The sequence below is a fragment of the Flavobacterium sp. NKUCC04_CG genome (assembly GCF_019345525.1).
In the GTDB taxonomy this organism is placed as follows: Bacteria; Bacteroidota; Bacteroidia; order Flavobacteriales; family Flavobacteriaceae; genus Flavobacterium.
The window spans coordinates 72057-90510 of sequence record NZ_JAHKRA010000004.1; the positions used below are offsets into that span (position 1 = coordinate 72057).

The following is an 18454-nucleotide window of genomic DNA, read 5'->3' on the forward strand; positions in this document are numbered from 1 at the left end:
TGGATATGAATGAGAGAGTAGTGATTACAGGTATGGGGATTTATTCCTGTTTGGGAACCTCTTTAGAAGAGGTGAAGCAATCTTTATATGAGGGTAAATCGGGTATTGTTTTTGATCAAGAGCGCAAAGAATATGGATTTAAATCGGCTTTAACGGGTATGGTTCCAAGCCCTGATTTAAAAAAACTTTTGACTAGAAGACAGCGACTAAGTATTGGACAGGAAACGGAGTTTGCATATTTAGCAACTTTGGAAGCCTTGGAAAATGCAGGTGTTACTCAAGAATTTATAGATGAACACGAAGTTGGAATACTATATGGAAACGATAGTGTTTCTCAATCCATAATTGAATCCACAGATATTGTTAGAGAAAAAAAAGATACCTCGCTGATCGGATCTGGTGCGATTTTCAAATCGATGAACTCAACGGTTACTATGAACTTATCGACGGTTTTTAGGCTTAAGGGGGTCAACATGACCATCAGTGCTGCCTGTGCTAGTGGTTCTCATTCATTGGGATTGGCCTTTACCTTGATAAGAGCCGGATTGCAAGATATGATTATTTGTGGAGGTGCACAGGAAATCAACAAATACGGCATGGCCAATTTTGATGGTTTGGGTGTTTTCTCTCCGAATGAGCAAAATCCGACGAAAGCTTCTAAACCTTTTGATGCCCATAGAGATGGATTGGTTCCTAGTGGTGGTGGTGCTACCTTGATAGTAGAGAGTTACAGTTCAGCTATTCGAAGAGGAGCACCTATAGTTGCAGAGATTATAGGGTATGGTTTTTCATCTAATGGCGGACATATATCAAGTCCGAATGTAGAAGGACCAGCAATAGCGATGAAAAAAGCCATTGAGCAAGCGGGTGTTTTACCTAGTGACATTGCGTATATCAATGCGCATGCAACTTCTACTCCTATAGGAGATGCCAATGAAGCTAAGGCAATTTTTGAGGTTTTTGGGGAATCGAATCCTTATGTGAGTTCTACGAAGTCGATGACAGGACATGAATGTTGGATGGCTGGTGCTAGTGAGATCATTTATTCTAATTTGATGATGCAAAATGATTTTATTGCGCCGAATATCAATTTTGAGACGCCTGATGAAGATTCTGCACGACTAAATATAGTTAGAGAAACGTTAAATAAGGAATTTGACCTATATTTGTCCAATTCTTTTGGATTTGGAGGAACTAATTCCGCCTTGGTGATAAGAAAAATATAGAATAATAATGAAGAACATGGATGTTTTAGAGAAAATAAATGCCATTTTAGTTGATGAGTTTGAAGTGGATTCCGCTATAATTTCTCCTGAAAATAATTTAAAAGCTACCTTGCAATTGGATAGTTTGGATTATGTGGATTTGGTGGTGATTATAGAAGCTAATTTTGGTGTAAAACTAGTAGAAGCTGATTTCGTAAGTATAGTAACCTTCGAAGATTTTTACGCTTTGATTGAAAACAAGTTGTTATTGAGAAACTAATACTATAAAGATGAGTCAATGGGACGGTAAGTCTAAAGGGACTCTTTTAGGCTACAAAATATTTGTGTTTTGTATAAAGAAATTGGGAATTAGAGCGGCTTATGCCGTTTTGGTTTTTGTGGCGTTTTATTATTTGATATTTTCTGGTAAGAGTAATCGGAGTCTGTGGTATTATCTGAATAAGCGATTGAAATACAGTAAGGTAAAAAGCGTTTGGGCTATGTATAAAAGCTATTTTACCTTCGGAAAAACCATAATTGATAAAACGGCTATTTCAGCGGGTTTGCGAAATAAATTTACTTATGAGTTCGATGGAATTGATCTTTTAAGAGCGGTTATCGCCCAAAAAAAAGGCGGAATTTTAATTAGTGCACATGTGGGCAATTTTGAAATTGCCGAGTTTTTTTTAGCCGATTTAGAATTTGATAGCCCTATAAATTTAGTGACAACAGATCAGGAACACAGTCATATTAAAACTTATTTGCAAAGCGTTACACGGCGTTCTTCAATTAAGTTTATTATAGTAAAAGAAGATTTATCACATGTTTTCGAAATAAACAATGCTTTAAATAACAATGAATTAATATGTTTTACCGGCGACCGATATTTTGAAGGGTCAAAAGTTTTAACGGAAGAATTACTTGGAGCTAAGGCACTATTTCCTTCGGGACCATTTCTTATAGCTTCTCGAATGCAAGTACCGGTGGTGTTTGTTTATGTAATGAAAGAGCCAAGTCTGCACTATCATTTATATGCTAGACAAGCAAAGGTAAAGCATCGCGATGCTCAGGGTCTTCTAAAAGAATATTGTCAAAGTGTTGAGAGCATTTTGAAGAAATACCCTTTGCAATGGTTCAATTATTTCGATTTTTGGAACGTTAAGGGTTAAATATAATAGCATGAAAAAAGTACTGGTTGTTTATTTTACACAATCTGGACAATTGAAGTCCATTGTTGAACGATTGACGAGCCCATTGCGTTCAGATGATCAAGTTCATGTGGATTTTCTGGAGATTAAAATGAAAAATGAATTTGACTTTCCTTGGGAGAAAGAGGCTTTTTTCGATACATTTCCGGAATCTTTTCAACAAATTCCTTCCGAAATTGAAGCCCCAGCAGCTTCCATTCTGACACAAAAATATGATTTAATCATTTTGGGTTATCAGGTATGGTACTTAACACCGTCAATTCCGATTAACTCCTTTTTAAAAAGCCTGTATGCAAAAGATATTTTAAAAGACACGCCCGTAATAACGGTAAGTGGTAGTCGAAATATGTGGATCATGGCCCAAGAGAAAATCAAGGTATTAATACGGCAAAATGAGGCTCATTTAGTGGGTAACATTGCTTTAGTTGATCGGGCTATCAATTTGATTAGCGTGATTACTTTAGTCGATTGGATGTTTACTGGTGTAAAAAAACGCCTCGGTGGTATACTGCCACTTCCGGGTGTTTCTGAAAGTGAAATAAGTGATAGTGACCGTTTTGGGACGATTATTTTAAAATACCTAAAAAGCCCTAGTTTTCACGGGATGCAGGAGGAATTGATTCAGAATAAGGCGGTTGAGGTACGTCATTTTTTAGTTTCTATGGATAAGAAAGCCAATAAAATGTTTACTTTGTGGTCCAAATGGATTCTCTCTAGAAATTCGAAATCGAGGAAAAGATGGTTAAAAGTTTTTAATTATTATTTATTTTTTGCGATTTGGTTTATTTCACCAATAGTGCATTTGATTCATTTGATTTTATATCCGCTCTTCTATGCGAAGATAAAAAGGGAACAACAATATTATAAAGGAATACAATAGGGAATTATGTCAACAGTATATATTAATAAAATTACGAAATTTTTGCCAAATAATCCGGTTTCTAATGATGAAATGGAAGATCGTTTAGGGAAAATAAACGATAGAGAGTCAAAGGCAAGGAGAATTGTTTTGCGTAACAACGGCATCAAAACACGATACTATGCTATAAGCGAACAAGGTGAATTTACACATACTAATGCAGAACTTACCTTTTTGGCTGTTCAACAATTGTTTGATATTGATTTTACGGAATCGGATATGGAAGTACTGTCGTGTGGAACCTCTACGCCCGATCATCTATTGCCCTCTCATGCCGCAATGGTTCACGGTTTATTGAAAAACCGTTCTTTAGAGCTAAATTCTTCGTCAGGAGTATGTTGTTCGGGTATGAATGCTTTAAAATACGGCTATCTAGCAGTGAAATCCGGGTCTTCTATAAATGCTGTGTGTACGGGATCTGAGCGCGTTTCCAGCTGGATGTTGGCCGATCGATTTAGCAAGGAAATCGAAAACCTCAAAGAATTGGAAGAGCAACCCATTATTGCCTTTAAAAAAGATTTTTTACGATGGATGTTATCGGATGGAGCTGCGGCTTTTCTATTGGAAAATCGTGCTAGAGGTCCAATTTCCTTACGTATTGAATGGATGGAATCGTATTCTTATGCCCATCAATTAGAAGCTTGTATGTATGCTGGAGGAGATAAATTGGAAGATGGAAGTATAAAACCTTGGAGTAATTACGATGCAGACGAGTGGTTAACGCAATCTGTTTTTGCACTAAAACAAGACGTCAAAGTACTTAACGACAACATCTTGATAAAGGGAGTAGAAAGCATGACTGATGCTTTGCAAAAACATCAAATTAGTCCAGCCGACATCGATTATTTCTTACCGCATGTATCGTCTCATTATTTTGTAGAAGGCTTGTATCAAAAATTTGCAGATGCCGGTTTAGAAATAAGCAAAGACAAATGGTTTATGAACCTGCATAAGGTTGGAAATGTCGGAGCTGCTTCTATTTATTTGATGTTGGAAGAATTGATGAATTCTGGAAATCTAAAAAAAGGAGATCGAATTTTACTTTCCGTACCGGAAAGTGGTCGTTTTTCATATGCTTATGCGTATTTAATAGTGTGTTAACTATGGATATAAAATTACCTATAATAAATGCTAAACAAATCGAACAACTCATTCCGCAACGAGCGCCTATTGTAATGGTCGATTGTTTGTTGTCTTTTGGTGTGAGTGATATTGAAGCAGGATTAACCGTAATGAAAAATCAGATACTTGTTCAAGAAGGCTATTTGCAAGAAGCTGGAGTTATAGAACATATGGCGCAAACCGTTGCTTTGCACACGGGATACGATTTTTTTTGTAAAGGAGTCGCGGCACCAGTGGGATATATCGGATCGATAAAGGAAATCGTCATTTCTCGCCTTCCACAGGTTTCAGAGCAAATGATAAGTAAAGCACATATTCTACAAGAATTTATGGGCGTTACACTGGTAGAAGTAGAAACCTTTATAGCAGGTGTTAGTATTGCAAAAGGTCAGATGAAAACCGTTATAGCGCAGTAGTATGGATATTTTAAGAAACGACAAGAAAATCGAAATTAAAAAATATTTACCGCATTGTAAACCGATGTTGATGGTTGATATTATTTCAGAAATAACAAACGAACAGGTGAAAACCAGTTTTGATATTGTAAGTGATACAGTTTTTTTGGAAAACGATGTTTTTCAAGAAGTTGGATTAATTGAAAATGCGGCTCAAACGTGTTCGGCTATCGTTGGACAATCTTATTTCTTTGACGAAAATCATCAAGAAATTGAAGATGCTCATGTATTGGGTTTTATCAGCTCCATAAAAAATCTAAAGGTTTATGGCCTTCCTAAAGTTGGAGACAGTATAGAAACCAAAGCGGTTTTGGCTTCTAAATTTGACACAGCAGCCTATTGCATGTGTACCATGATGGTGGAAACCTTTAAGGGAGATGAAAAGATATTAGATGCCGAGATTAATTTATTATTGCAAAAAACACAGTCGTAGTACATTAAAGTAAGCGGGCTTTTTGCAACCGTATCCGTAGAGATAATTCCTTGTAAAAGAGGTTGAATATATAAAATAGTGCGATATGAAAAAATCTGAAGTACCTCAAGATAAAAGCAGTTTGGATAAGGTTCAAGTAAAAGAACTTTGTTATGCGGTAGATGATCAGGGGAAGTATACCACAGAATTAAGTAGTGGGTGGGAACCAAAAAGTATCGTACAGCACGAAACCCTAAAGTTATTACAGGAGCGTATTGAACAATCAAAATTGGATGTCAAAGACGGGCTTGTTAGTCCGATTGTTTATTTTATGGAATTGCATAGAATGGATTGGAGTACCTTGGGAGCCTATATGAATAGGTGGGTTTGGCGGATTAAAAGGCATGCAAAGCCTTCCGTTTTTAAAAAATTGAATCAGAGAACACTGCAGCGTTATGCCGATATATTCGACATAAATGTGGAGGAGTTAAAAAATTATAAAGGAGATTAATGCAACTAGAATTTACGCATCATCAGTCTGCACATTGTGAAAATGGAGTGGCTTCTAATTTGTTGAGAAACAAAGGAATTGAGATTAGTGAGTCGATGGTATTTGGTTTGGGATCGGGCTTGTTTTTTGTGTATTTGCCCTTTATAAAGGTTAATCATGCTCCGGCTGTTAGCTATAGGCCATTGCCAGGACTTATTTTTAATCGTGTTGCAAAGCGTTTAAAAATAAAAGTCAAAAGAATCAAGTTTTATGACAAAAGCAAAGCGCAATTGGTATTGGAACAAAATTTAGAAAACGATATTCCTTCTGGATTGCAAGTAGGTGTTTATCATTTGACGTATTTTCCAGATGAATATAAGTTTCATTTTAATGCGCATAATTTAGTGGTTTATGGCAAAGAAGGACAAGAATTCTTAGTCAGCGATCCGGTTATGGAGCAGGTAACTCGATTGACCGAGAGAGATTTGGAGCGCGTTCGTTTTGCTAAAGGAGCTTTTGCACCCAAAGGGCAGATTTATTATCCAACTTTTATACCTGAACAAATCGATTGGGAAGGGGCTATAAAAAAGGCAATAAAGAAAACCTGTAATGATATGTTGGCCCCAGTGCCGATTATAGGCGTGCGCGGTATGCGTATGGTAGCCAAAAGCATACTTAAATGGCCTAAAAAACACGGTGTAAGAAAAGCAAACCATTATTTGGCACAAATGGTGCGTATGCAAGAAGAAATAGGTACTGGAGGTGGCGGATTTCGATTTATTTATGCCGCTTTTTTACAAGAAGCATCAGTAAAATTAAACAACCCTACCCTAAACGACTTATCTATAGAAATGACCCGTATAGGTGATTTATGGCGTGATTTCGCGGTAGAAGCGGCGCGTGTTTATAAAAAGCGAAGCAATCAGGACGACGTATATAAAGTGCTGTCGGATTTGTTGTTGGACTTGGCCGATTTGGAAGAACAATTTTTTAAAAAATTAAAAAAAGCTGTATAAGGTGAGTACGACGTCCATCATACATATTGAAAATCTATATAAGAAATACAGAGAAGCCGACTATTTTGCTGTCGATAATTTGAATTTGGATATTGCGGCAGGTGAAATTTATGGTTTGTTAGGACCTAATGGCGCAGGAAAAACCAGTCTCATTGCAATCTTATGTGGTTTGTTGAGCGCGACTTCTGGAACTTTTACTGTTTTGGGTTTAAATTATGTGGAAAACGCTCGGGAAATTAAAAGTAATATCGGTGTAGTGCCGCAAGAATACGCACTTTATCCAACGCTAACGGCTACGGAAAACCTGATGTATTTTGGCAGTATGTTTGGACTAAAGGGAAAGCTTTTAAAAGAAAGAGTAGCTCATAGTTTGGAGGTTTTGGGATTGAGTAGTTTTGCTCACAAACGCATAGAAACCTTTTCTGGAGGTATGAAACGTAGAGTCAATCTTATAGCAGGTGTTTTGCATCAACCCAAATTGTTGTTCTTAGACGAGCCAACTGTAGGTGTGGATGTACAATCAAAAACAGCCATTATACAGTTCTTACAGGAACTCAATGCAAAGGGAACCACCATCATATATACTTCGCATCACTTGGTAGAAGCACAAGAATTTTGTACAAAAATCGGTATCATTGATCACGGAAAACTATTTGTAGAAGGTACTCCAGCAGCACTTATTGCTCAGACTCCAACGGCTAAAAATTTGGAAGATGTGTTTATTTCAGTAACGGGAAAAACTTTAAGAGATGTGGTATAAACTTTGGATGTCGATTAAAAAGGAATTGCTGTTATTAAAAAGGGATTTTGGTGGTTTGATTATTTTATTCATAATGCCGCTGATTTTAGTGGTAACCGTAACCTTAATTCAAAACAGTTCTTATCAAGCTATATCCGACCGTAAATTACCTATCGTTTTGGTTGATAATGATCGCGGCAGCATAGCCGATACCATTAAAAAACAGATCAACGCTTCGGGTACTTTTGAATACGTGGATCAAATTGATGGGGTAAGTGTTACCGAAGCACTGGCGAAAAAAGAAGTCAACAAAGGAAACTACCAAATGGCTTTGGTTTTACCGAAAAATTTATCGCGAGATTTAAATCTTAAAATCGACCAGAATGTAGAAAAAATTCTAGCTGAGTTTAGTATAGAGCAAGAGTCGAGTGTTCTGGATAAAACAGTAGAAGATAAAGAAATTCGCCTGTATTTTGATCCGGCGACACAGAGTTCCTTTAAAGAAGGAATAAAAAATGCCATTGACAAAATGATTGCTCAAACCGAAAATCAATTGATTTATAGTGCTTTTCAAGCGAATTTGGCAAGCAGTTCGGCACCTTTATCTTTGGATGTAAACAATTTTATTCAGTTTAAGGAAATGTCTCCTAAAGCAGAACAACAGTCGTCTAAACCCAATTCGGTACAGCACAATGTGCCTGCGTGGACACTTTTTGCCATATTCTTTATTATGGTTCCTTTATCAATCAATATAGTCAAAGAAAAGACCTTGGGTACTCAAGTGCGTTTGCGCTCTAATCCAACACCAACCTATATTCTCTTAGCGGGTAAAACCGTTACTTATCTGATGATTTGTTTGTTGCAATTTTACTCCATCGTTTTGGTGGGGCTGTATTTGTTTCCTCAAATTGGCTTGCCGAAATTTGAAGTGCACGGTTATTTTATGTTATTGACCATCATGACCTTGTTTTCAGGGCTGGCCGCTATCGGTTTGGGTATTATATTGGGTACCTTGGCCAAAACACAAGAACAATCGTCCCCATTTGGAGCTACCTTTGTGGTAATTCTAGCTGCGGTTGGCGGTGTTTGGATTCCGGTGTTTGCCATGCCGCTAATGATGCAATATGTTTCCAAATTATCACCGATGAATTGGGCACTAAGCGGTTATTACGATATTGTATTGCGCAACGGGACATTACTGGACATAGTGCCGGAAATAAGCTTGTTATTTTTGTTTTTTGTAATCATGGTTTCCATATCTATTTTATATGATAAAAAGAAAAGATCTGTATAAAGAAGTCCCCGAATTAACGGTGTTGAGCGAAATTAGAGTTCGTTTTAACGAAACAGATGCCTTGGGTATCGTTTGGCATGGAAATTACATCATTTATTTTGAAGATGGAAGAGAAGCTTTTGGTCGATTACATCAAATATCTTATTTAGATGTAATGAAAAACGGCTATACTACACCAATTGTAAAATCGGTTTGTGAACATAAGTTACCATTAAAATACGGTGACTTGGTTCGTATAGAAACCACTTTTGTCGATACACCAGCGGCAAAGATGGTTTTTAAATACAAGATTTTTAAGGAGGGAGATCTATTGGCATGTACAGGAGAAACCACGCAGGTTTTTCTGGATCAAGAGGGAAACTTATCGTTAAATATTCCAAGCTTCTTTGAAGAGTGGAAGAAAAAAATAGGTTTATTGTAATATGAAGAAGATTTATATCAACGACACCAATTGTGTTAGCCCTTTAGGGTTTAATCGCAACGACAATTGGAAGGCCATACAAAATGGCGAAACGGGAATTGCTCTAGTCAGTGGATTGGGAAATCTTCCCGATTTTTATGCGGCTACCATGGAGGAGATTAAATTGAATAAGGCTTTTTCAGACTTGCAAATGGAGGACAAGGATTATACGCGTTTGGAAAAAATGTTGTTTATAGCTTTGGATTCCTTAGTGCGTACTAACGGACTGAGAGCAGATACCGCCTTAATTATTTCTACTACTAAAGGAAATATAGAATTTTTAAAAAGCAACCAACCGCTTCAAGCGGATATCAATATATTGGCCGAAAAAATAGCGAAACATTACGGATTTACCACTGCCCCTATAATTGTTTCTAATGCTTGTGTATCTGGGGTTTTGGCCTTGGCTGTAAGCAAGCGATTGTTGCAAATGGATCAATTTTCAGATGCTTATGTATTGGCGGGTGATGTGATTTCGGAGTTTGTGGTGTCTGGCTTTTCTTCGTTTCAGGCGATGAGTCATTCGGCTTGTAAACCCTATGACCAAAATCGAACTGGGGTTAGTTTAGGCGAAGCGGCAGCTGCGGTATATGTTTCATCAGTTAAGGGAAGTAGGGCGATTGAAATACTTGGTGAAGCTACTATTGCCGATGCCAATCATATTTCTGGACCGTCCAGAACTGGTGAGGGTTTATACCAAAGTGTACTCAGAGCCTTTTTAGAAGCGGGTATAGAAAACCAAAGTGTTGATATGATTTCGGCACACGGCACAGCAACCCTCTTCAATGACGAAATGGAAGCCATTGCATTGAATCGATTGGGGATGCAACACATCCCTTTACACAGTCTTAAAGGATATTATGGACATACATTAGGTGCTTCTGGATTATTGGAAACAGTCATGGCTGTGGAAGCAATGGATGCCGATACGCTGATTGTATGTAAGGGATTCGAACTTAGTGGTACTTCAGAAAAATTAAACATAACTACCAAAGCAGCTCAACGAAAAATTCATCGCGTGTTGAAAACCGCTTCGGGTTTTGGCGGAACCAATTCGGCTATAGTATTAGAAAAAGCATATTAAAGTGAGAGAGAAATTGTATATATCAAAATACGCTGTAATTGAAAACGGCAGCATATCCGTTGACAATCAAGAGGTTTTTAAATCAGAAGCTGAAACTTTCTCTGGCTTTGCAAAGCTTGCCTATCAGCATCTAAACATGACTTATCCGAAGTTCTTTAAAATGGATGAGTTAAGTAAGTTAGCTGTTTTGGGAGCAGAGTCTCTGTTGAATAAAGACGATGAAGGACAAGATATCGCCTTGGTATTGGCAAATAAATCATCGAGTTTGCATACCGATCTCAAACATCAAGAAAGCATTTCAGACGCATCGGAATATTATCCTAGTCCAGCCGTGTTTGTATATACCTTAGCGAATATTTGTTTAGGGGAAGTCAGCATCAGACATCGTTTGCAGTCGGAAAATGTCTTTTTTATAGCCCCTTCCTATCCCGTAGCATTAATGGAAAATTATGCCGCTTATTTGTTAGCGGCTAAAAAAGCAAAAAAGGTACTTTGTGGCTGGGTGGAATATTATAAAGGCACTTATAAATTGGTGTTTTATATGGTAGAATCTCATGGAACTAAAGAACACAATAAAATAGAAATACAAAAAATTATAAATTAAAAAGATGGAAGAGTTAAAAGCAGAATTGAAAAACAAAATTGTAGAAGTATTAAACTTAGAAGATATATCGGTAGATGAAATTCAAGATCATGATCCTTTATTTGGAGATGGATTGGGATTGGATTCGATTGATGCTTTGGAATTGATTGTTTTGATGGATAAGGATTACGGTATCAAATTAAGTGACCCTAAAGAAGGGAAAACTATTTTCCAATCTATCGAAACCATGGCGCAATATATTGGGGCAAACAGAACAAAATAATTATGCAAAATAAAATCGCTATTACGGGAATGGGGATTATTTCTGCTATCGGTACCACGGTAGCAGAAAATTTTGATGCCTTACTACAAGGGAAACACGGATTGAGCAGGTTGACTCAGTTTGAGTCCATTCATCAATCGGATATTTTTGTCGGTGAGGTGAAATGGAGCAATCGGGAATTGACGGATTTACTCGAGTTGCCATCGGAACACAGTTTTACCCGTACGGCTTTATTAGGAGCTTATGCTGCGAAACGGGCTGTTGAAAGTGCGGGAATAAAGGATATTAACGCCTATAAAACCGGTCTGATTTCTTCGACTAGTGTAGGCGGTATGGATTTTACGGAAAAGTATTTTTACGACTATTTTACCGATCCAGAAACACAGAAATTCATCAGTAGTCACAATGGTGGTGATAGCAGTAAAAAAATCGCCAATTATTTGGGAATCGAGGAGCTGGTTACGACCATAAGTACGGCCTGTTCGTCTGCGGCAAATGCCGTAATGATGGGCTGTCGATTGATTCAGTCGGGTAAACTCGACCGTGTAATTGTCGGGGGTACAGATGCTTTATCTAAGTTTACGGTCAATGGTTTTAAAACCTTGATGATTTTGTCGGATACCCACAATGCGCCTTTTGACCAAAATAGGAAAGGGCTTAACCTGGGAGAGGCTGCGGCCTATTTGGTTTTGGAATCGGATCGGGTTATTGCTCAGGAGAACAAAACTGTTTTGGGGTATGTTTTGGGTTACGGCAATGCCAATGATGCCTTTCATCAAACCGCTTCTTCCGAAGAAGGAGAAGGAGCGTTTCTAGCCATGCAAAAAGCTTTAAAACTCGCGGGTTTATCGGCAGCTAAAATCGATTATGTAAATGCACATGGAACAGCAACGGGCAATAATGATCTGTCGGAAGGAAGGGCTTTATTGCGAATATTCGATAATAAGGTACCGGAAATGAGTTCCACCAAACCGTTTACGGGACATACCTTGGCCGCGGCAGGAGGAATTGAGGCCGTTTTTAGTTTGTTGGCATTAGAAAACCAGGTTGTTTATCCGAATTTGAATTTTAAAACACCGATGGAGGAGTTTAACTTGATTCCACAAACCCGTCTAATACATAAACCAATCAATTATATACTTTCTAATTCTTTTGGTTTTGGAGGAAATTGTTCTACTTTGATTTTTTCGAAGTACTGATAAAATAAGCACTAAAAATGCATTTGTTACAACTAGACGCTACTGGAAAAAGCGGAAGTACGGGTGAATATCAAATCGCCAAAGCCTTAAACGAAAAACGATTATCTAGAAATGGAAAAGGTATATATCAATGGATTGGGAAGTGTTTCTAATCAAAACCCTGAATTAGGAACGGAAATAGCGTCTTTTGTTTCAATAGACCAAGCAGTAAATTATGCCGTACAACCTTCTTATAAAGAGCTAATTGCTCCAGCAATGCTTAGAAGGATGGCGAAAGTGGTGAAAATGGGTATTTATGCCTCGCAAAAAGCCCTTGATGATGCACAATTAACTGTACCTGAAGCCATAATTACAGGAACGGGTATGGGCTGTTTAGAAGATTCAGAAAAATTCTTACGCAGCATCTTGGAAAATCAAGAGCAATATTTAACACCAACCTCCTTTATTCAGTCGACCCACAATACGGTAGGGGCTCAAATTGCGTTGAGGTTGCAGTGCAAAGCATATAATTTTACCTATGTACATGCAGCAGTGTCTTTTGAATCGGCGATGATGGATGCTTTTCTTCAGATTCAAAATGGCGAACTACCCAACGCACTGATTGGAGGTATAGACGAGATAACCGATTATACTCTTAGTCTTTTACAACTGATAGAATTGGTAAATAAAGACTATGAAAAACCGTTTAAACACGGCGTAAACATAGGAGAGGGTGCCACTTTTTTCTGTTTGCAAAATCAAAAAACATCAAATACCTATGCGAGCGTTGTCGATATGGCTATACGACATCACATAGAAGTTACGGCTTTAAAAGACAGTGTACATGCTTTATTAGATGATAACGGACTTCGCTTGGAAGAAATCGATGCCTTGGTACTGGGAACAAATGGGAGCAGTACTTGCGAAGAGTACTATAAGCAAATCGAACAATTATTTCCCACAGCTGCCGTAGTACAATATAAACACTTGATAGGTGAATATGATACGGCCTCGGCCTTTGGAGTTCTAGTAGCTAGTATAATGCTAAAAAATCAAGCTATTCCAACAACGGTTTTACATAGAAAGACCGATAGGGTTGCTTTTGAAAATGTATTGGTCTACAATCAATTAAGAGGAGAGGATCACAGTTTTATTTTACTAAAGCGATGCTGAAACACCGTTATATAGTTCCGGTTTTTATAGGAGTTGTGTTGGGTTTTCTAGTCAGTCACCTACTCTTAAAAACAAGTTTACAAGGATTGTGGCTTGTAGGTATAATCTTTTTGGGGCTAGTATCTTGGGGGGCATTTGATATTCGATTAGGCTATTTTTTGCCGGTTTACTTTCGGCATCAATCGGAGAAGAACCGGCGTGTAGCGCTTACTTTTGACGATGGGCCAACAATTCATACCCAAGCAGTTTTGGATTTATTAGATCAATACAAGGCTAAAGCGACATTTTTTTGCATTGGAAAGCAGATAGAAAAACAACCCGAATTACTAAGAAAAATATACGAGAAACAACATATTATCGGCAATCATACTTATACACATGCTTCGAATACCGGTTTTTTGTCAACGGAAAAAATGTTGGAAGAAATCAGGTTAAATGATGAATTAATTGCCGAAATCATCCATGTGAAGCCGCGTTTGTTTCGGCCTCCTTTTGGTGTAACAAATCCGCATATTGCTCAAGCCGTAAAAAAGACGGGGCATAAGGTTATCGGTTGGAGTATTCGGTCCTTGGATACACTAATTGACGACGAGGATAAGATTATAAATAAGGTAACTTCTAAACTAAAACCCGGTAGTGTAATCTTATTTCACGACAGCTCAGAAAAAACCATTCGCATAGTGGAACAATTGTTGCTATTTCTCGAAGAAAAGGAATACCAATGTGTTACTTTGGAAGATTTATTTGGTATAAAGGCATATGGCGACAGTAATAACCGTTTTTTCGATACCGGAAAAAGCACAACACAACAATAGGTCGAGATGAAAACAAGATTAATAGCATTGCTTTTAGTGATCATGGCGCAAACACTTAGCGCTCAAGAACGCAGTATGACTGCTGCCGAAGTAAAAAACTTTAAAGCGACAACCGTAGTAGAAGCAAAAAAAGTAAAAACCTTAATCACGGATTTTGTTCAATATAAACACATGAGTTTTTTGGACAAAGACATTGTTTCCGAAGGAAAAATGCATTTAAAAACACCGGCGAAACTCAGTTGGCAATACGATAAACCCTTTGTGTATAGTATTGTTTTTAAGGACAATAAAATCCATGTCAACGATCAGGGGAAAAAGAATAAAATTGATTTGGGAAACAACAAAAAATTCGAGAAAATCAATGGGATTATTATGGGAAGCGTTAGCGGTAATATGTTTGACGAATCGGCCTTTGTAATTACGTATTTTAAAGATAAAGGCAAAGATATCGCAAGATTGCAGCCGAAATTAAAAGAAATAAATAAATATATAAAGGAAATTGTACTATATTTCGATAATAATCAGAGTACGGTTTCAGAGGTGAAGCTTGTGGAACCTTCGGATGATTACACCCGAATTGTTTTTAAGAATAAAAAAATCAATACCGCTGTAGATGATGCGATTTTTAATAATTAGTGTTTTCGCTCTAATCGGACTGAATTCCTGTAAACCTTTTCATTTAGAAGGGCAGCAATCCACTTCGATACAAGATACCGTTTACAATAATTATTTTTCAGACTACCAACAAGAAACCCTTTATAGAGGGCGTATAGATGTTTATGGTAAAGTCATTACGGGCTTGTTTGTTGCCAAACGCATCAATGAAGATGAGCACCGAATGGTTTTTACGTCTGATTTTGGAAATACCCTATTTGATTTTACGATCAAACCCGGTGCTTTTCAAGTCAATTACATCATGGACGAGTTGGATAAAAAATTTATTGTCAATATACTGAAAAAGGATTTTACAACTTTGGTTCAGATTGCAAATCCGGTTAATCGTAGAGTCGATAAAGGCACAGTATGGGGATTCGAATCGGTTTTTGAGCAAAAATATTTTTTAGTTGATAAAGAAAATGGGCAGTTGAATAAAATTGTGATTTTTTCCAAATACAAACCCAAAGTAGATTTTGAATTTATTCGTGATAAAAGCAATCAATTGAGTGCGATTGAAATCGTTCATCACAACATAAAACTCCAAATAAAACTCAGTATTTAAAACAACAAACTATATAAATTATGAAAAAAACATTACTCTTGTTTTGCCTTTTTGGCGCATATCAAGCTCAAGCACAGATAGGATTTAATCCTGGTATTCGTGCCGGTGCCAATTTCAGTACTTTGACCAGTATGGAAGGAAGTAGTAAAACCGATTTTTACGCAGGTGTTTTTGGGGCGATTAAATTGGCTCCTTTTTACACTTTACAACCCGAACTAAATTATTCTAGACAGGGAATGGATGATGTTGTTAGCGATATCCCAACCCCTTATCTTCCCGAAGAAGGAGGTCACTATGTTACATATACACCGGGAAAGGAAGGCTTATCTTTGCAATATCTGGGCATTAACGTGATGAATAAATTTGAATATAAGAAATTTGGATTTATGATCGGGCCAGGTTTAGATTTTATAGTAAACAAACCGAGATATGTGAGTACGGAAGTAGATTTTACTATCAATCTAGGATTGAACTATGATGTTACGGAGTCTTTTGGAATTGAAGCTCGTTTTAAAAAGGGATTGATAGAACCTTTTGCTGATTATGGCGATTTCTTTTTCTCGGATGAAGACCGATCTACAAATAGTGTATTCCAAGTGGGATTGTATTATAAAATCAAATAATAAACTTGAAATCAGTTAAATAGGATGTGTTTCCACTAGAATCACATCCTGTTTTTATTTAAGATGCATTTGTGTAAAAGCGAATAAAGAATGTATATTTGTAAAAAACTAAGAATTATTAATACAGTTTGATTTAAGATGTTGTTAAAAGATTTTTATTCCGTAGAGAGTCTAGAGAAAAAAGACGAGAAAAATTATTTGGTCTGGATTAAACTCAATAAAACACATGATATTTTTAAAGGACATTTTCCGGATAATCCGGTGACTCCAGGAGTTTGTATGATGCAAATTGTAAAAGAATTATCAGAGGGATTCACGGAAAAGAAACTGTTTATGAGTCAAGTGAGTAATGTGAAATTCATGGCATTAATCAATCCTGAAACTCACGCAGATTTACGTTTAGAAATTCAATTAGTAACCGATTTAGAAGCGGCAGAGGCCAAAGTGAAAACAACGGCTATTTTCGAAGAAACCGTAGCGTTAAAAATGAACACAACCTTTAAAATCTTATAAAATGAAGTTATTTTTTATATTAATTACCTTTGTTTTTGGTCAGTCTGTTTCTGATTTGGGGACGATTCGCGCTCATTTTAAAGTGGCTAATTCATCAAAGGAAAAGGCCAATGCGTTTTATGATTTGTTCTCCGAAGAACCGTCGTCTTCTGCATTAGTAGAAGCGTATAGAGGCGCAGCAATTACACTTAAAGCGAAGAATAGTAACGATTTATTACATAAAAAGAAATATGCAACTGAGGGATTGACGCTTTTGGAAAAAAGCATATCCAAGGAGCCTAAAAATGTAGAAATGAGATTAATTCGACTTTCCATACAAGAGCACGCACCGAAAATACTAAAATACAGCAGCAACATACAAGAAGATAGAGAAATGATTGTGGCGGGATATAAAAAAGAAAGCAAAGCAGTTCAAGAGTTGATAAAGGATTATAGCCTACAATCTAAAGTGTTTACCGATTCGGATAAACAAACTTTCTAAAAGAAACACCGATGAATGCCTTATCAAGCACTACAGAAGAAATGCAACAGCATGGAATCTGTGTTATAATACCCACTTACAACAATCCCAAAACACTTTCTCGCGTCATTGAAGGTGTTTTGTGTTTTACTACAGATATCATTATTGTCAACGATGGGTCTACGGACAATACCCGCGCTATATTGAAGTCTTATAGTGACTTACATCAAATTCACTTTCCCACCAATTGTGGTAAGGGCTATGCGTTAAGGCAAGGTTTTAAAAAGGCTTTGGAGTTGGGATTCAGTTATGCCATCACCATAGATTCAGATGGACAACATTTCCCAGAGGACATTCCTGTTTTTGTAGAAAGTCAGTTGCAAGCGCAAAGCGATACCCTGTGGATTGGCAGTCGCAATATGAATCAGGAAAGCGTGCCTAAAAAGAGCAGTTTTGGAAATAAGTTTTCCAATTTTTGGTTTTGGTTCGAAACCGGTATTTCGTTGACCGATACTCAATCGGGATATAGAATGTATCCAATAAAAGCTATGCCCAAACGGTATATAACCCGTAAATTTGAATTCGAAATCGAAGTCATCGTTCGCACGGCATGGAAACACATTCCCGTGAGAAATATACCGATAAACGTATTGTACGATCCAGCCGAAAGAGTATCTCACTTTAGGCCTTTTAAAGATTTTACACGAATAAGTATATTGAATACCGTTTTAGTTCTTATTGCTTTATTATATATTTTTCCCCGAAATTTAATAGGGCAGTTTAAAAAAAAAAGTTTTTCGAAATTCTTAAGAGAGGATATACTTGGAAGCGACGATTCCAATGAGAAAAAGGCCTTGTCCATTGCCTTGGGCAGTTTTATAGGAATAGCTCCTTTATGGGGATTGCAATCGTTTTTATCGATATTTTTGGCCGCTGTATTTCGATTAAATAAAGTGTTGTCGTTTGCGTTTTCCAATGTGAGTATTCCGCCGATGATTCCTTTTATAATCTATGGATCGCTACAAGTTGGCGGCATTTTTTACGCATCCAAAACCGTTTTTGACTTCGGTCAAATCTCTATGGAAATGCTGTCAAACCATCTCCTACAATATGTAATAGGGAGTTTTATATTAGCTACCATAGTAGCTACAGTATTGGGATTCGCCTCCTATATATTGTTTCAGTTTTCAAAAAAATAAACCG

The 18454-nt window shown here is 37.1% G+C and carries 25 protein-coding genes; all 25 read left to right on the forward strand.

Features of this window, described 5'->3' with window-relative positions:
• Nucleotides 1-5: 5 nt before the first annotated feature.
• The 25 genes from KO524_RS04305 (at nucleotide 6) to KO524_RS04420 (ending at nucleotide 18450) form a co-directional block, all read left to right on the forward strand.
• Nucleotides 6-1226 carry a beta-ketoacyl synthase gene (locus tag KO524_RS04305; protein ID WP_219290780.1) on the forward strand — a complete coding sequence of 407 codons (1221 nt, stop codon included), beginning with the start codon at nucleotides 6-8 and terminating at the stop codon, nucleotides 1224-1226.
• A 7-nt stretch (nucleotides 1227-1233) separates the two neighbouring features.
• Nucleotides 1234-1485 (forward strand): acyl carrier protein, encoded by a 252-nt coding sequence (locus tag KO524_RS04310; RefSeq protein WP_219290783.1) that lies wholly within the window; start codon nucleotides 1234-1236, stop codon nucleotides 1483-1485.
• A gap of 10 nt (nucleotides 1486-1495) precedes the next feature.
• Nucleotides 1496-2374 carry a lipid A biosynthesis acyltransferase gene (locus KO524_RS04315; RefSeq protein WP_219290786.1) on the forward strand — a complete coding sequence of 293 codons (879 nt, stop codon included), beginning with the start codon at nucleotides 1496-1498 and terminating at the stop codon, nucleotides 2372-2374.
• Nucleotides 2375-2384: 10 nt separating this feature from the next.
• On the forward strand, nucleotides 2385-3293 hold the full coding sequence (locus tag KO524_RS04320) for a flavodoxin (RefSeq protein ID WP_219290789.1): 909 nt from the start codon (nucleotides 2385-2387) through the stop codon (nucleotides 3291-3293).
• A 6-nt stretch (nucleotides 3294-3299) separates the two neighbouring features.
• Nucleotides 3300-4433, forward strand: a complete 1134-nt coding sequence (locus KO524_RS04325) for a beta-ketoacyl-ACP synthase III (protein WP_219290792.1) — start codon at nucleotides 3300-3302, stop codon at nucleotides 4431-4433.
• A gap of 2 nt (nucleotides 4434-4435) precedes the next feature.
• Nucleotides 4436-4870 (forward strand): hypothetical protein, encoded by a 435-nt coding sequence (locus tag KO524_RS04330; protein ID WP_219290794.1) that lies wholly within the window; start codon nucleotides 4436-4438, stop codon nucleotides 4868-4870.
• A gap of 1 nt (nucleotide 4871) precedes the next feature.
• Nucleotides 4872-5342, forward strand: coding sequence for an ABC transporter permease (locus tag KO524_RS04335; protein WP_255555133.1), 471 nt, complete (start codon nucleotides 4872-4874; stop codon nucleotides 5340-5342).
• Between the two features lie 85 nt (nucleotides 5343-5427).
• Nucleotides 5428-5832, forward strand: coding sequence for a hypothetical protein (locus KO524_RS04340; RefSeq protein ID WP_219290796.1), 405 nt, complete (start codon nucleotides 5428-5430; stop codon nucleotides 5830-5832).
• The gene (locus KO524_RS04345; RefSeq protein ID WP_219290799.1) at nucleotides 5832-6827 is read left to right on the forward strand and encodes a BtrH N-terminal domain-containing protein; all 996 of its coding nucleotides are present in this window, start codon (nucleotides 5832-5834) and stop codon (nucleotides 6825-6827) included. Before KO524_RS04340 ends, KO524_RS04345 begins: the two co-directional genes overlap by 1 nt.
• A 1-nt stretch (nucleotide 6828) precedes the next feature.
• Complete coding sequence (locus KO524_RS04350; RefSeq protein ID WP_370629716.1) at nucleotides 6829-7587, forward strand: ABC transporter ATP-binding protein; 759 nt, start codon at nucleotides 6829-6831, stop codon at nucleotides 7585-7587.
• On the forward strand, nucleotides 7577-8860 hold the full coding sequence (locus KO524_RS04355) for an ABC transporter permease (protein WP_219290802.1): 1284 nt from the start codon (nucleotides 7577-7579) through the stop codon (nucleotides 8858-8860). Before KO524_RS04350 ends, KO524_RS04355 begins: the two co-directional genes overlap by 11 nt.
• Complete coding sequence (locus tag KO524_RS04360) at nucleotides 8835-9281, forward strand: thioesterase family protein (protein ID WP_219290805.1); 447 nt, start codon at nucleotides 8835-8837, stop codon at nucleotides 9279-9281. Before KO524_RS04355 ends, KO524_RS04360 begins: the two co-directional genes overlap by 26 nt.
• A 1-nt stretch (nucleotide 9282) precedes the next feature.
• Entirely contained in the window at nucleotides 9283-10404 is a 1122-nt protein-coding gene (locus tag KO524_RS04365; protein WP_219290808.1) for a beta-ketoacyl synthase N-terminal-like domain-containing protein, read from the forward strand.
• Nucleotide 10405: 1 nt separating this feature from the next.
• The gene (locus KO524_RS04370) at nucleotides 10406-11008 is read left to right on the forward strand and encodes a 3-oxoacyl-ACP synthase (RefSeq protein ID WP_219290812.1); all 603 of its coding nucleotides are present in this window, start codon (nucleotides 10406-10408) and stop codon (nucleotides 11006-11008) included.
• Between the two features lie 4 nt (nucleotides 11009-11012).
• The gene (locus KO524_RS04375; RefSeq protein ID WP_219290815.1) at nucleotides 11013-11270 is read left to right on the forward strand and encodes a phosphopantetheine-binding protein; all 258 of its coding nucleotides are present in this window, start codon (nucleotides 11013-11015) and stop codon (nucleotides 11268-11270) included.
• Nucleotides 11271-11272: 2 nt separating this feature from the next.
• Nucleotides 11273-12469 carry a beta-ketoacyl synthase gene (locus KO524_RS04380; protein WP_219290818.1) on the forward strand — a complete coding sequence of 399 codons (1197 nt, stop codon included), beginning with the start codon at nucleotides 11273-11275 and terminating at the stop codon, nucleotides 12467-12469.
• A gap of 17 nt (nucleotides 12470-12486) precedes the next feature.
• On the forward strand, nucleotides 12487-12621 hold the full coding sequence (locus KO524_RS15395) for a hypothetical protein (protein WP_255555134.1): 135 nt from the start codon (nucleotides 12487-12489) through the stop codon (nucleotides 12619-12621).
• Complete coding sequence (locus tag KO524_RS04385; RefSeq protein WP_219290822.1) at nucleotides 12581-13621, forward strand: beta-ketoacyl synthase N-terminal-like domain-containing protein; 1041 nt, start codon at nucleotides 12581-12583, stop codon at nucleotides 13619-13621. The genes KO524_RS15395 and KO524_RS04385 overlap by 41 nt, the downstream gene beginning before the upstream one ends.
• Nucleotides 13615-14436 (forward strand): polysaccharide deacetylase family protein, encoded by an 822-nt coding sequence (locus KO524_RS04390; RefSeq protein WP_219290824.1) that lies wholly within the window; start codon nucleotides 13615-13617, stop codon nucleotides 14434-14436. Before KO524_RS04385 ends, KO524_RS04390 begins: the two co-directional genes overlap by 7 nt.
• 6 nt (nucleotides 14437-14442) lie before the next feature.
• Complete coding sequence (locus KO524_RS04395) at nucleotides 14443-15072, forward strand: outer membrane lipoprotein carrier protein LolA (protein ID WP_219290827.1); 630 nt, start codon at nucleotides 14443-14445, stop codon at nucleotides 15070-15072.
• On the forward strand, nucleotides 15050-15655 hold the full coding sequence (locus KO524_RS04400; protein ID WP_219290830.1) for a hypothetical protein: 606 nt from the start codon (nucleotides 15050-15052) through the stop codon (nucleotides 15653-15655). Before KO524_RS04395 ends, KO524_RS04400 begins: the two co-directional genes overlap by 23 nt.
• A 20-nt stretch (nucleotides 15656-15675) precedes the next feature.
• Nucleotides 15676-16278 (forward strand): outer membrane beta-barrel protein, encoded by a 603-nt coding sequence (locus KO524_RS04405; RefSeq protein ID WP_219290832.1) that lies wholly within the window; start codon nucleotides 15676-15678, stop codon nucleotides 16276-16278.
• A 141-nt stretch (nucleotides 16279-16419) separates the two neighbouring features.
• Nucleotides 16420-16791 (forward strand): 3-hydroxyacyl-ACP dehydratase, encoded by a 372-nt coding sequence (locus tag KO524_RS04410; protein WP_219291200.1) that lies wholly within the window; start codon nucleotides 16420-16422, stop codon nucleotides 16789-16791.
• Nucleotide 16792: 1 nt separating this feature from the next.
• On the forward strand, nucleotides 16793-17272 hold the full coding sequence (locus KO524_RS04415; protein WP_219290834.1) for a hypothetical protein: 480 nt from the start codon (nucleotides 16793-16795) through the stop codon (nucleotides 17270-17272).
• Between the two features lie 11 nt (nucleotides 17273-17283).
• Nucleotides 17284-18450 carry a DUF2062 domain-containing protein gene (locus tag KO524_RS04420; RefSeq protein WP_219290836.1) on the forward strand — a complete coding sequence of 389 codons (1167 nt, stop codon included), beginning with the start codon at nucleotides 17284-17286 and terminating at the stop codon, nucleotides 18448-18450.
• Nucleotides 18451-18454: the final 4 nt, after the last annotated feature.